Below are 13609 nucleotides of genomic sequence, written 5' to 3' on the forward strand. Positions count from 1 at the left end.
GTTTCGCCCGGACATAAAATCTCAGGGTATAGTATACCAGTTTTCCCCGCACCATACAAGAGAAAAGCCCGCCAGGTCCCACAGGACCTGACGGGCCAATCATACCTTACCTTTGATTATAAAAGCAGTGGAAGCATTCCCGCCGCCAGCTCCAGGTCCGCGCCTCCAGGTCCAGAACCACGTCCACATCGGCCCCCGGCGGCAGCCGCACCAGCAGGCGGCAGCACAGCCCTCCCCGCCTCAGGGTGAGCAGGTACTCCCCCTCCCCCCGCAGGCAGAAGGGACCTCCGTCGGTTACTGCTCCATCTTGGCCTTGACCAGATACTGCCCGCCGGTGACGCCGCCGAAAAGATACTTCCCCTCGGTGTTGGTCTTGGTGGTGGCGATCAGGGTCTCGGTGGCGGTGGCGCCGGTGCCGGTCACCTCATAGAGGCCCACGAAGCATCCGGCCACAGCGGTACCGTTCTTGTCCCGAATAATGCCGCTGACGGTGCCGTTGTAGGTGCGGGCGTCCACCGTCAGGGACATGGTCACGTTGGCGATGGAGCCGCCGGTGATGGTCACCACCATGGAGGCGGAGGTCAGATAGCCGTCGGCAGAGGCCAGCATGGTATACACGCCGTCGGCCACATCGTAGAACAGGAACTCGCCGTCGTCAGCGGAATAGGTGGAGGCCACCACCGCGTCGCTCTGGTCCTTGAGGGTGATCTTCGCACCCGCCAGAGGGGTCACGTCGGCGCCCACCAGGGCGGTGAGCACACCGGCAATGGCGCCCAGGGCCAGGGTGGCATCGGCCGTGCACACCAGGTTCATCAGGGTGGTGTCGCTGGACACCAGGGTCACGCCCACGGCGTCGCTGAGCCGGTAGCCGTCCTTGACGGCGCTGATGGTATAGGTGCCGGCGGGCACCCCGTTGAGGGAATACTGACCGGCAGCGTCGGTGGTGGTGTGCTGGAAGGGGGCACCGGTGCTGTCAAAGAGCTTGACGGTGGCGTCGGCCAGAGGGGCCGTGCCGTCGGTCACGGTACCGTATACAGTGGCAGTACCACCCGGAGCGGGAGGCAGTTCCAGGTTGATGTCCGCCTCCTGGATGCCCTGCAGTTCGAAGCTGGGGCTGTGCTCCAAGCCAAGAAGGTCCTGCTTGATATCCGCCATAATTGTTCCTCCTGAAGTGATGGTCTGATAGGCTCAGCCTGCGCCCGCTCCGGAGAGCAGGCGCACATCATCCTATTCCGCCCCGCTGCCGGGCGGTTCCGGCCGCCGGTGAAATTCTCAAATTGTTCACGGATTTTTAAGCACCCTTTCAAGTAAATCTGGTACTCTATGTCCAGCAGGCGGTCCTCCCGCCTGAGAATTTTCCCTTTGGAGGTTTATATGATGAAACAGAATCGATATCTTGCCCTGACCCTGGCGGGCCTGTTATCTGTGGGTCTGCTCAGCGGCTGCGGTTCCAAGAACAACGACAGTGATACCCTGACCGAGAGCCCCTCTCCCACCCCGGTTCAGGAGAGCCCCGCTGTGGAGACCGGCACGGAAAGCGAGGCCTACACCGCCGCCATGGTCCTGTCCGTGGACGGAAGTCAGCTGACCCTTCAGCTCTACACACCGGCGGAGGAGGGCGCCGCCCAGGGCATCGCGGACCCCGCTGATTTTGACCTGGCAAACTACGTCCTCTCCCAGGACACCATGCTGGTGGCCGTGGATGACGAGAGCGTGCTGCGCTCCCCGGACAGCGCCGACGGCAGCTCCCTGATGCTGGCCGATCTGAAGCCGGGCACCATCCTGCTGGTACAGCAGAACGCCGACGACGGCTCCCTCACCGACGTGGTGGTCCAGAATGCCGGCGAAGTGTCCGCCGACAAGCTGGCTCAGGTCACCGCCAACTCTGAAACCGGCCTGGAGGTGGCCTGGTACCAGTCCGACGACCCGGAGAGCGTGGTCACCAGCTACACTAACGTGAATCTGGACCTGTACGCCCTGAGCACCGAGTCCCAGGCCCTGGCCGCCGATGACTCCACCCCGGTCTACCGGCTGGAGGACGGCGTTCTGCTCCAGGCGACCCTGTCTGATCTCAGCGTGGGCGACACCCTGGTGGTCTCCCTGTCCGCTGACGACACGCCGGTACAGATCGTGGCCATCCAGGGCGGTGATACCACCGGCTCCGTATAAGTTTGTCCCAGGGCGGGACGATCTCTTTTCAGCCCAGACAGATTCTGCTATAATAGCGTGGGCTTGCGTTCCTGGAACGCCCATCCCCGGCGTTCCCCGCGTTTGATACTGTTGATAACAGGGAGTGGCCTATTGTGACACGCAGAAAGAAAGTATGTTTGATTTTGGTGCTGGCGGCCCTTTTGATCGTGGCCGCGCTGGTGATCGTCTTCGCCGTGGCCAGGGCCTTTGTGGCTCAGGAGCATGAGGTACGATCGGTCTGGCAGGTGGATGTAGGCGAGCTGCTGGGCAAAGACCAGACGCTTGAGCTGGAGATCTGTCAGGCTGCCCTGGAGTCCGACCTGTCGGTGATCCAGCTGGTCCCCTATGAGGTGGACCAGGAGGGCTTTACCTACTATGACACCGGCGTACAGGACCGGCTGGCCCAGGCGCTGGATACCGCCAAGCAGATGAGTGACGGCTGGACGGCAGAGGCCCCTCTGGCCGTTCTCAATCCCTTCGGCACCGGCAGCAACGGCCTTTACTTATACTTTGAGACCACCTTGCCCACTCAGGTATCCTACACCATCCATGTGGACGATGAGTCCATCCCCGACTACACCGCCGCTGCTGCCTCCAGCGGGCAGACCTATTCCAAGGAGCATGAGTTCCAGCTCATCGGTCTGGTGCCCGGCGAAACCAACCAGGTCACTCTGACCCTCACCGGCTCCTGGGGCAACGTGCGGCAAAAAGTCACCTTCTCCATCACCATGCCGGAAACCCACTCGGGCTATCCAACCCGGCTGGATTATACCGACGGGGAGAGTACCGCGGCACTGTCCGACGGGCTGTTTGCCATGATGCGCACCAACGGCTATCTGGGCTACGGCTTCTTCTTTGACAACAGCGGCGTCATGTGCTACGAGATGGTGCTGGAGGGCTTCGGCCTGGACCGGGTGCTCAGCTACGGGGATGAGATCGTTACCTGTGTCTCCTCCACCCGGCTGGCCCGGATGAACGGCCTGGGCCAAGTGCTGCAGGTCTGCAATCTGGACGGCTACGAGCTCCACCACGACATCACCTACGGCTCCGACAACACCGTGGTGGCCCTGGTGAACAAGCTGGACAGCGACACCACCGAGGACGTGGTCATCGAGGTGGATCTGGAGAGCGGTGAAGTCACCGAGCTGGTGGACTTCTCTGAGCTGATGGCCGCCTACTGTGAGGAGGAGACCTATCCCATTTCCATCACCTCCGATTTCTTCTGGGAGGCCGGAAACTGGGACTGGCTCCACCTGAACACGGTCCAGTATCTGGAGGAGGCGGACAGTCTGATCGTCTCCTCCCGTGAGACCTCCACCATCATCAAGGTGGAGGGGGTCCACAGCGATCCCCAGCTGACCTGGCTGCTGGGCAACCCCGACTTCTGGGCGGACACCGCCTACGCCGAGCTGTCCCTGACGCCGGTGGGAGATTTCGTCTTCCAATACGGCCAGCACAGCGTAGAGTACGCCGGGGCAGGTGACCAGGAAGGAGTCTACTACCTTTCCCTTTATAATAACAACTACTGGTCCCTCAACACCCGGGACTACGACCCGGAGCTGGAGGACAGCGTCTGCCGTGACCTCTACGGCGGCAGCGAGGACAGGAGCTGGGTCTATGTCTATGAGGTGGATGAGAACCAGGGCACCTTCACTCTGGCGGAATCCTTCTCCGTCCCCTATTCCAGCATCGTCTCCAACGCCGCCCCCGCCGGCACGGCGGGCAACTGGGTGGTCAACAGCGGTGTGGCCAATGTGTTTGGTGAGTACGACGACGACGGTGTGCTCATCCGCCAGTTTGACTACGACTGCACCATGCAGGGCTACCGTACCTTCAAGCTGGACATGAAGGGCTTCTGGTTCCAGTAAACAGCAAAACGCCCCCGGAGACCGAGGTCTCCGGGGGCGTTTTGCTGTTATTCATCTGTTCCTGCCCAGTAACACCGCATGTGGCGGCGCACCGCCTTGCTCAGGGCGGGGATGCCCAGCAACTCCAGCCCGGTGCGCCAGGTGCAGCCCGTCCGGGCAAACAGGGTCCGCAGCTGATCCGGCAGCTCGTTTTCACAGGGGGGCTGACCCTGCCGGCGCACCGCCCCGCAGTAGTCCCATACCGCCGCCCGGGCCTCCTCGTCCAAAATCAGGCCCTGGCTGTGGCACCGCCGGAAGAAGGGGCGTGGGTCCACCCGCTCCGGCCAGTCCGCCGGCCACCTTCGCTCCGCCTGCCGCTGGCGGCTGCGTCCCCGGGCACACCAGCAGGCCCGGTGGAGGGAGCCGAACCGCTTCTCCAGATACCAGCGATAGACGCACAGCAGCCGGTCCGGCCGGGGTGCCCCGTCCCCCTTCTCCATGGTGTCCACCAGGGGCTCCAGCAGCTCCTCATTGGAGAAGCTGGCATAGACCTGCCGCCCGATGGGGGATCGGGGGTCAAAATAGTCCTCCAGATCCCCGTCCAGCCCCGCGGACAGTCCGCCAAGCTCCTCCATCTCCTCCTCCAGCTCCGTCAGCCACTGGCGGTATCCCGCCAACTCCCGCTCCGACAACCGCATCTGCTTGCCTGTGTTCATATGCCTGCCAACCTCCTGCCCTATGCTGTGGGTTTTCTTTCCTGGCGGGGCATGACAAAGCAAAAAGCGCTTCCCCGACGGGAAGCGCTTTTTCTCTGGTGACGGACCGCAAACCGGTCCCGGCGCGCCATTTCCCCGCCGAAAATGCGCACCCACTGCGGCTGGCCGGTCTCCTGGCTTGGATTCCTCCTCACGCCCGTCTTCCCATCCGGCTTGCCGGACAGTGACCTTCTGAGCGTTCGTCCTCCTTACAGTAGAGAGGGCTGCTGCGGACTTGCACCGCATTCCCATTGAAAGCCTCCCCGTGGGGATGGCTACCAACCGCTGTATCATTTACTTGTAGATTTATTATATCAGCTTTTTTCCCACTTCTCAAGGGGATTTTATTTCAGCCGGGCGGTGAAGTCGGCCATGGCCTCCGAGATCTTCAGCTGCTGGGGACATACCGCCTCGCAGCTGCGGCAGCCGATGCAGGCGGAGGGCTGCTTGTCCTTGGGGATGGCGGACAGGGCCATGGGGGCGATGAAGCCGCCGCCGGTAAAGCGGTGCTCGTTGTACAGGGCCAGCAGATCCGGGATGTCCAGCCCCTTGGGGCAGTGGCTGACGCAGTAGCGGCAGGCGGTGCAGGCCAGGGCGGCGGGCCCGGTCATGGAGCGGCCCAGGGCCAGCAGGGCCTCCCACTCCCCGTCGCTGAGGGGAGCCTCGGTGGAGAAGGTCTCCAGATTTGCCCTGGTCTGCTCCAGATCGGACATGCCGGACAGGGTGACCACCACGCCGGGAATGGTCTGGAGGAAGCGGAAGGCCCAGGCGGGAATGGTCTCCCGGGGCCGCAGCTTCTTCAATGCATCCCCCTCCCCTTCGGTGAGCTTGGCCAGCCGGCCGCCCCGCAGGGGCTCCATCACCCACACCGGGATGTGATATTCCTCCAGCAGCTCCACCTTCTCCTTACAGCCCTGGAAGGTCCAGTCCACATAGTTGAGCTGGAGCTGGCAGAACTCCATGTGCTCCCCGTAGGCCTCCAGAAAGCGCTTGAGCACCGGCATGGCCCCGTGGCAGGAGAATCCCAGGTGCCTGATGCGCCCGTTTTTCTTCTGCTCCAGCAGGTAGTCCAGAATGCCGTACTTGGGGTCCAGGTAGGCGTCGATGTTCATCTCGCACACGTTATGGAAGAGGTAAAAGTCGAAGTACTCCACCTGACACTTCTTCAGCTGGGCCTCGAAAATGTCCGCCACCTTGTCCATATTGGACAGGTCATAGCCGGGGAATTTATCGGCCAGATAGAAGCTCTCCCGGGGATAGGCGGCCAGGGTCTTGCCGATGGCAAGCTCTGAGTTGCCGCTGTGGTAGCCCCAGGCGGTGTCGTAGTAGTTGACGCCGTTGGACATGGCATAGGCCACCATCTCCTCCACCGCCGCCTGGTCCACCTGGTCATCCTTCCCGTCCACCACCGGCAGGCGCATGCAGCCCATACCCAGAGCGGACAGCTTCAGATCCTGAAATGCTTTATAGATCATGGTTTGTTCCATCCTTTCCTATAAACGGATCGTATCTTCCATGTTACCCTACCACTTGGAGTGCACTCCATGTCAAGAGGTTTTTTCAGTTTACCGGGAAACAAAAAAGCGCCCCCGCCTGTTTTCAGGCGGAGGCGCTGCTGTTTCTTCTTTAGCCGGGCAGGCGGCTCACCATGCCGCCGATGTAGTCGCTGTCAATGACGTTGAAGCGGTCCTCGGGGGGATAGAGGGCGCCGCCGTAATAGATGGCCCGGTTGTTGTTGACGGAGGTGTCATACTGGGCCTTGTGGGCGGCCAGGTGGATCTGGTCGCAGCCGGTTTCGGCAATGACCCGGTCCATATTGCGGGCGGTGATGCCGGCGCCGGGCAGGATCTGGATGCGGCCGGCGGCATACTGAATCATCTCACGGACGGTCTGGGTACCCAGGGACACGTCGGGCTCCTGGCCGCTGGTAAGCACACGGGTGATACCCAGCTCGATGAGGGCGTCCAGGGTCTCCTTCCAGTCGGGCACCACATCGATGGCCCGGTGGAACACGGTCTCCTTCCCCGCCTCCTGGGCCAGCTGGGCCAGAATGCGGGTGCGCTCCAGGTCCAGGGTGCCGTCCTGATGGAGGAAGCCAAACACCAGGCCGTCGGTGCCGTTGGCCAGCAGCTGTTTGGCATCCTCGATGGCGGTGGCAAACTCCGCGTCGGTGTAGCAGAAGCCGCCCTCACGGGGACGCACCATGGTCATGATCTTCATACCGGTCTCCCGCTTGGCCACCAGCAGCTCGCCGATGGTGGGAGTCAGGCCGCCGTGGAAGAGATTGCTGTTGAGCTCCACCCGGTGGGCGCCCGCCTTGTGGGCCTGAATGACGTCGTCCGCGCTGCCGCAGCAGACCTCCAGAATCACACTGTTCATTTTTATCATCACCTTAATAATTACTTTGCCTTTATTTTCTTCATTATAATATTTTTTGTTGATATTGTCAATCACGTCTTGATTTTCGCCCATCTTTTGCGTATAATATGGAATAGCAACGGAAAGTGAACGAAATGGTATTTTTTACTTCATGTTAGTAAATCAGGAGGCGCTTATTTTGGTTGCAGGAAGAAAGGTAGATAAGGTCCTGATGCGCCAAAATAACACCCGTCTCGTGCTCAATACCATCCGTTCCGCCGGTGAAATGTCCCGTGCCCAGGCTGCCGAGGCCACCGGTATGAGCATCGTCACCGTGGGGCGGATCGCCGATGAGCTCATTGAGCGGGGGGTACTGCGGGAGCAGGAAAAGGACGGCTGCATCGGCCGCCCGCCCCGGGTCCTCTCTCTGAACGGCGACCGGCTTCTCTGCCCTGCCGCCTTTTTGTCCCGGGAGCAGCTCTATCTGGGGCTGGTCTCCCCCGCCGGGCAGCTCTGCCGGCAGGTCTCTCACCCGGTCCCCCAGGAGTCCTTTACCTCCCAGCAGGTGATCCCCTGGATGGCGGAGCGGTTGAAGGATTTCCTGCATTCTCTTTCCGGGACAGCCTTTCAGCAGACGGTGGGCGTGGTCATCCCCGGCATCGTGGACATCGACCGGGGAGAGCTGGAGTTCTCCGCCAACTTCCGCTGGCGGTCCGTGCCGGTGGTACGCCAATTAGAGCAGGCCCTGCCCGGCTACTCCTTTGTGCTGGAAAACGACTCCAAGGCCATCGCCCTGGCCGAGCACAGCTTCGGCGCCTGCTCCGGCTGCCGGAACATGGTGGTGCTCAACCTGAGCGACGGCATCGGCGCGGCGGTCATCCTCAACGGAGAGATCTACCGGGGCAAGGACAACATGGCCGGTGAGATCGGCCATATCACCTTAAATCCGGCAGGCAAGATCTGCGAGTGCGGCAAGGTAGGCTGTCTCCAGACCCAGCTGTCCCACCGGGCCATTCTGGCGGAGGCGGGCACGGTCTACCCAGGCGTCACCTTCCCCCAGCTGCTGGAGTACTACCAGCGGGGGGACCCCTTTGCCGTGGGCGTGATCCGGCAGCTCACCTCCTACACCTCCATTGCCATCAACCTGCTGGCCAATACCTACGCTCCCGACGTGATCCTGCTGTGCGGCAGTCTGCTGCGGGCCCATCCCCTGATCCCCAGCCTGCTCACCGACAGCTGCCGGGACAGTCTGAGCGAGTATATGCAAAATACCTTCCAGCTTAAGCTGGAGTCCTTCGGCGTCACCGGCAGCCTCATCGGCGGCGGCGCCGCGGCCCTCCAGCAGGTGCTGGACCGTCTGTGCCGGTGACCGGCCCGGGCATCCCTTCGGTTATGATGCGAGCATGCATTTTAACAAATCAAGAAAAGATAGGAGAATGAAACATAAAGAAGCTACTGTCCATGATTCTTGCTTCCGCCCTTCTTCTCGCTGTCCTGACTGGCTGCGGCTTTACCGGCTAGCACGCAATCCCCCAGCGGCGGCGGGAGCGAGTCCGGCGGCGCCACCCGGGATACCCTGGTGTACTACGATAGCAACGAGATCCGTACCCTGGTCCAGTGGGCTGCCTCCGACACCCAGTCCTTCACCATTCTGAACAACGCCTTTGAGGGCCTGTACCGTCTGGACGCCAATCACGAGCCCCAGCCCGCTCTGGCTGAGAGCTACACCGTGTCCGACGACGGTCTGGTGTACACCTTCACCCTCCGCGAGGGCCTGCAGTGGTCCAACGGCACTCCTCTGACCGCCAGCGACTTCGTGTTCTCCTGGCTGAAGCAGATGAGCGCCGATGCCACCAACGGCTATAACTTCATCATGACCGACTATATTCCAGGACCCCTACGCCTCCCTGAATCCCCGGATGAAGGTGATGGACATTGTGGCCGAGGGCATCGACAACCACGGCCTGGCCAAGAGCCGCAAGGAGCGGGATCAGATGGTGATCGACCTGCTGCAGACCGTGGGCCTGCAGCAGGAGCACGCCAACCGCTTCCCCCACGAGTTCTCCGGCGGTCAGCGCCAGCGTGTTGGTATCGCCCGGGCCCTGGCCCTCAACCCCGACTTCATCATCGCCGACGAGCCCATCTCCGCCCTGGACGTGTCCATCCAGGCCCAGGTCATCAACCTGTTCCAGGACCTGCAGAAGGAGCGGGGCCTGACCTATCTCTTCATCGCCCACGATCTGTCCATGATCAAGCACATCTCCGACCGGGTGGGCGTCATGTACCTGGGCAGTCTGGTGGAACTGACCACCAGCGATGAGATCTTTGCCCATCCCCTCCACCCCTACACCCAGGCCATGTTCTCCGCCATCCCCCTGGCCGACCCCGATCTGGAAAACAGCCATCAGCGCATTATGCTCCACGGCAGTATCCCCAGCCCGGTGAATCTGGGCCCCGGCTGCCGGTTCGCCGGCCGCTGCCCCTACGCCACCGACCGCTGCCGCCAGGAGAGCCCGGAGTTCAAGGAAGTGGCCCCCGGCCATTTCGTGGCCTGTCATCAGGTAGGCTGACGCCAAGCACACCATACAGCCCCGTCCGCTTAGGCGGGCGGGGCATCTTTTATAGGAGGTACTCCCATGATCCAGCGTTATCAGGGACAGCAGGCCCAGTGGCGGCTGTCCTTTGTATCCGACTCCGAAAAAGCCATGACCCTCACCCCCGGTGACGGGCCCTGCGCCTGGACCGTCCATGTAGGCGATTCTAAGGCTCTCACCCCGGAGGGGCTCCGCCGGGCCGCGGCCAAGGCGGTCAAGACCATGAAGGACCTGGGGGGCAAGACCGGCGTGCTGGACGCCGCCGCCCTGCTGCCCATCCTGGGCCCCGCCGCCGGGGCCGCTCTGGCCCAGGGGGCGGAGCTGGCCCTCCACGAGGCCCCCACCTTCGCCGCCGCCCCCAGGGAACCCATTACCCTCTGGCTGGACGGCGACTGCGCCGGGCTGGACCAGACCCTTCAGGAGACAGCGGCCGTCACCCGGTCCATCTGCCTGGCCCGGGATCTGGTGAACTGCCCCGCCAACAAGCTGACCCCCGCCGACATGGCGGCTGAGATGACCCGTGAGGCCGAAGCCCTGGGCATCGAATGCCAGGTGCTGGACGAGAACGAGGCCCGCGCTCTGGGCATGGAGGCCTTCCTCACCGTGGGGAGCAGCGCCCTCCATCCCCCCCGCCTCATCGTGCTGCGCTACCGGGGCGGCGGCGACGCCGATCCCATCTGTCTGGTAGGCAAGGGCGTCACCTGCGACACCGGCGGCTATTGCCTGAAGGCCGCCTCCTCCATGAAGGGCATCAAGGGCGACATGGCGGGGGCCGCCGCCGTCTTCGGCGCGGTGCTGGCCCTGGCGGCCAACCATGTGCCGGTGAACGTCACCGCCGTCATTCCCTCGGTGGAGAACCGCATCTCCCCCGACAGCTACATCCCCGGCGACGTCATCGGCTCCATGTCGGGCAAGACCATCGAGGTGGGCAACACCGACGCCGAGGGCCGCCTGATCCTGGCCGACGCGGTGACCTACGCCATCCGGCAGGAGCACGCCGCCAAGCTGGTGGACATCGCCACCCTCACCGGCGCTGTGGTGGGTATGTTCGGCTTCACCACCGCCGGATACCTGTCCAACGACGAGGCTTTCTCCGACGCGTTCCGGGCCGCCTACGGCCGCAGCGGGGAGCAATACTGGCCCCTGCCCACCTTCCCGGAGTACCGGAAGATGATCGAAAGCCCTCTGGCCGACCTGTCCAACACCTCCAGCGACGGCTGCGGCACCATCACCGCCGGGCTGTTCATCGGGGCCTTTGCCGAGGACAAGCCCTGGATCCACATCGACATCGCCGGCACCGCCTGGGTGGACTCCCCCCGGTTCGAGTACCAGACCAAGGGCGCCACCGGCGCCGGCGTCACCACCCTGTATGAACTGTGCAAGGGCTGCGCCCAGGAGGTTTAAGATGGAACACTGGAATACCCAACTGGAATCTCTCTCCCCGGAGCGCCGGCAGGCCATGGAGTTCCTGCTGACCCATCTGCCCGAGAGCGACCTGGACTGCTACCCCTTCTCCCTCTTCCTCCAGTTCGTTGACCACGCCCTGGCCCTGCGGCAGCAGGCCCCCTGGTGCCAGGCGCTGGACGAGGAGATCTTCCTCCACTACGTCCTCTTCCCCCGGGTCAACGACGAAGATCTGTCCTTCCACCGCCCTCTCTTCCACGACGCCCTGTGGGAGCGGATCGCCGCCCTCCCCTCCCAGGAGGAGATGGTGCTGGAGGTCAACCGCTGGTGCCATGAGGAGGCCTCCTATCAGTTCCAGGACGACCGCACCGCCTCCCCCCTCACCGTCTTCCGCAATGGCAGCGGCCGGTGCGGCGAGGAGTCGGCCTTCCTGGTGTCCGCCCTGCGCAGCGTGGGCATCGCCGCCCGGCAGGTCTACTCCCCCCGCTGGGCCCACTGCGACGACAACCACGCCTGGGTGGAGGCCCTGTGCAACGGCCAGTGGCGCTTCCTGGGGGCCTGCGAGCCCGAGCCCATCCTGGACCGGGGCTGGTTCAACACCGCCGCCTCCCGGGCCATTCTGGTCCACTCCCGGCTGTTCGGCGTGGGCACCTCCCCCCTCCACGGTACCCTGCTGGGCCGCACCGGGGCGGTGTGCTGGTACAATCAGACCAGCCGCTACGCCCACACCCAGGCCTATACCTTCCAGGTCCTGCGGGAGGGTCTCCCCGCCGCCGGGGCCACGGTCCACATCCAGGTCCTCAACGAGGCCAGCTTCCACACCATCGCCACGCTTACCGCTGATGAACAGGGCGTGGCCCGGGCGGAGCTGGGGTTAGGAGATTTTCATGTGCTGGCCCAGCTGGACGGCCTGACGGCGGAGGCAGACTGTTCCGGCCCCGCCCTCACCCTGACCCTGGAGCGGCACAGCCAGGCCGACACCGGCTGGCAGGACTTTACCATGACGGCTCCCAAGGACGCCCCTATCCACCCCGCCCTGCTCACCGCCGGGCAGAAGGCAGACCGGGCCGCCGTGCTGACCGCCGGTACCGCCCACCGGGAGGGCAAGCTGGACGCTCTGGACTGCTCCGCCCAGGTGCCCGCGTCCTGGCGGGACCTCATCAAGGCCGCCCGGGGCAACAGCGCCCTCATTGCCTCCTTCCTGGCTGAGGACGACGACCCCCGCCGGGAGGCCATCCTCCGCTCCCTCACCCAGAAGGACCTGCGTGACGTGACCGAGGACGTGCTGAACGACCATCTGTCCCATACCCCTCTCATGCCGGAGCTGCCCCAGGAGGTGTACACCGCCTGGGTGCTCTGCCCCCGCATCGAGCTGGAGCTCCTTACCCCCTGGCGGCAAACCCTGAGCCAGGCCCTTACCCCTGCAGAGCAGGAGGCCTATCGGACCAACCCCGCCGCCCTGTGGGACGCCCTGTGCCGCCGGATGGAAACCCGCCTGTCCCGGGTGTACGCCGGACAGATCACCGGCCTGGTGTGGCCCCCCGTGGAGGCATGGCAGGCCGGGCGGTGCGATGAGCGCAGCCTGCGCATCCTGTACGTAGCCCTGCTGCGTACCCTGGGTGTACCCGCCCGCCTTCGGAAGCTGGACGGCATGCCGGAGTTCTGGCAGGACGGTTCCTTCCGTCCCCTCTATCCCCAGGCGGAGGGCAAGCTGGAGCTCCAGTGTCAGGAGGGCCAGAACCCCCTGTACCGGCAGAACTGGTCTCTGTCCCTGTGGAATGGCGGCGGCTGGCAGCTGCTCCAGCTCTCCGACAAGGGCTGGCAGGAGGGCGTGCGCACCCTCTCCCTCCCCGCCGGGCAGTACCGGCTCACCACCTCGGTGCGCATGCCCAACGGCAACCAGTTTGCCTCCAGCCGGGTGGTACTGGTGAAGGCCGGGGAGACCATTGCCTCCGATTTGCGGCTGCGGTCCTACGCTCTGGAGGACCTGTTGGGCTGCCAGGATATGCCCCCCATGTCCGCCCGCACCCTGGACGGCAGAGAGGTCCCCGACTTCTGCCGTCTGGATGGCCGCCCCTCCCTGCTGTTCTGGATGGAGGAGGGCAACGAGCCCACCGAGCACGTGCTCAATGAACTGGCCGCCGGCAAGGATGCCCTCCGGGCCCTGCCGGTGAATCTGGTGTTCCTGGTGCGCAGCCGGGAGAGCCTGAACCAGCGCACCATGGCCGGGGTGCTTCAGGACTGGCCGGACATCCAGGTGCTGCTGGACGACTGGGCCTTTGATCTGGAGACCGCCGCCCGCCATCTGGCCTGCGACCCCGACCGTCCCCCGCTGGCGGTGGTGTGCAACGGACAGGGCCAGGCTGTCTACGGCGTCAGCGGCTACCATGTAGGCTCGGTGGAGCTGCTCACCCGCATTGCCGCCCATCTGACCGGGCAGTGCTGATAACAAAAGATCCCG

The 13609-nt window shown here is 63.9% G+C and carries 9 protein-coding genes, 2 pseudogenes and 1 riboswitch; of the genes and pseudogenes, 7 read left to right on the top strand and 4 right to left on the bottom strand.

The window, feature by feature from the left end; translation table 11 throughout:
- Positions 1-294: 294 nt before the first annotated feature.
- Positions 295-1155: a carboxypeptidase-like regulatory domain-containing protein gene (locus tag B5G34_RS14805; RefSeq protein WP_087339226.1), complete on the bottom strand. Its 861-nt coding sequence runs from the start codon at positions 1153-1155 to the stop codon at positions 295-297.
- A gap of 222 nt (positions 1156-1377) precedes the next feature.
- Between B5G34_RS14805 and B5G34_RS14810 the strand changes: the two genes are divergently transcribed.
- Together B5G34_RS14810 and B5G34_RS14815 are read left to right on the top strand one after the other, a co-directional pair.
- Complete coding sequence (locus tag B5G34_RS14810) at positions 1378-2169, top strand: hypothetical protein (RefSeq protein WP_087339229.1); 792 nt, start codon at positions 1378-1380, stop codon at positions 2167-2169.
- A 134-nt stretch (positions 2170-2303) separates the two neighbouring features.
- Positions 2304-4058: an aryl-sulfate sulfotransferase gene (locus B5G34_RS14815; protein WP_242957072.1), complete on the top strand. Its 1755-nt coding sequence runs from the start codon at positions 2304-2306 to the stop codon at positions 4056-4058.
- A 47-nt stretch (positions 4059-4105) separates the two neighbouring features.
- Here B5G34_RS14815 and B5G34_RS14820 read toward each other — a convergent pair whose 3' ends face one another.
- The 3 genes from B5G34_RS14820 to B5G34_RS14830 form a co-directional block, all read right to left on the bottom strand.
- Entirely contained in the window at positions 4106-4753 is a 648-nt protein-coding gene (locus B5G34_RS14820) for a hypothetical protein (RefSeq protein WP_087339236.1), read from the bottom strand.
- A gap of 145 nt (positions 4754-4898) precedes the next feature.
- Positions 4899-5090, bottom strand: a riboswitch (cobalamin riboswitch).
- 46 nt (positions 5091-5136) lie between these two features.
- Positions 5137-6267, bottom strand: a complete 1131-nt coding sequence (locus B5G34_RS14825) for an aldo/keto reductase (protein ID WP_087339239.1) — start codon at positions 6265-6267, stop codon at positions 5137-5139.
- Positions 6268-6418: 151 nt separating this feature from the next.
- Entirely contained in the window at positions 6419-7171 is a 753-nt protein-coding gene (locus B5G34_RS14830; protein ID WP_087339242.1) for a copper homeostasis protein CutC, read from the bottom strand.
- 178 nt (positions 7172-7349) lie between these two features.
- Here B5G34_RS14830 and B5G34_RS14835 point away from each other — a divergent pair, with 178 nt between their 5' ends.
- The 5 genes and pseudogenes from B5G34_RS14835 to B5G34_RS14855 all read left to right on the top strand — a co-directional run bounded on the left by B5G34_RS14835 (position 7350) and on the right by B5G34_RS14855 (position 13594).
- Positions 7350-8519, top strand: coding sequence for an ROK family protein (locus B5G34_RS14835; protein WP_140397266.1), 1170 nt, complete (start codon positions 7350-7352; stop codon positions 8517-8519).
- A 210-nt stretch (positions 8520-8729) separates the two neighbouring features.
- Positions 8730-9017 (top strand): annotated as a pseudogene (locus B5G34_RS19500) (ABC transporter substrate-binding protein); the annotation flags it as partial.
- Positions 9018-9033: 16 nt separating this feature from the next.
- A pseudogene (locus B5G34_RS14845) lies at positions 9034-9720 on the top strand (ABC transporter ATP-binding protein); the annotation flags it as partial.
- Between the two features lie 66 nt (positions 9721-9786).
- Positions 9787-11148 carry a hypothetical protein gene (locus B5G34_RS14850; protein ID WP_087339250.1) on the top strand — a complete coding sequence of 454 codons (1362 nt, stop codon included), beginning with the start codon at positions 9787-9789 and terminating at the stop codon, positions 11146-11148.
- A gap of 1 nt (position 11149) precedes the next feature.
- Positions 11150-13594 carry a transglutaminase domain-containing protein gene (locus B5G34_RS14855; RefSeq protein ID WP_087339253.1) on the top strand — a complete coding sequence of 815 codons (2445 nt, stop codon included), beginning with the start codon at positions 11150-11152 and terminating at the stop codon, positions 13592-13594.
- Positions 13595-13609: the final 15 nt, after the last annotated feature.

Origin of the sequence: Flavonifractor sp. An82, from assembly GCF_002159265.1 — a bacterium.
Classification (GTDB): domain Bacteria; phylum Bacillota; class Clostridia; order Oscillospirales; family Oscillospiraceae; genus Flavonifractor.

Coding starts and splice junctions, on each gene's coding strand:
- B5G34_RS14855 (WP_087339253.1), top strand. CDS start 11,150: ATGGAACACTGGAATACCCAACTGGAATCTCTCTCCCCGGAGCGCCGG.
- B5G34_RS14805 (WP_087339226.1), bottom strand. CDS start 1,155: ATGGCGGATATCAAGCAGGACCTTCTTGGCTTGGAGCACAGCCCCAGC.
- B5G34_RS14820 (WP_087339236.1), bottom strand. CDS start 4,753: ATGAACACAGGCAAGCAGATGCGGTTGTCGGAGCGGGAGTTGGCGGGA.
- B5G34_RS14825 (WP_087339239.1), bottom strand. CDS start 6,267: ATGATCTATAAAGCATTTCAGGATCTGAAGCTGTCCGCTCTGGGTATG.
- B5G34_RS14850 (WP_087339250.1), top strand. CDS start 9,787: ATGATCCAGCGTTATCAGGGACAGCAGGCCCAGTGGCGGCTGTCCTTT.
- B5G34_RS14830 (WP_087339242.1), bottom strand. CDS start 7,171: ATGAACAGTGTGATTCTGGAGGTCTGCTGCGGCAGCGCGGACGACGTC.
- B5G34_RS14810 (WP_087339229.1), top strand. CDS start 1,378: ATGAAACAGAATCGATATCTTGCCCTGACCCTGGCGGGCCTGTTATCT.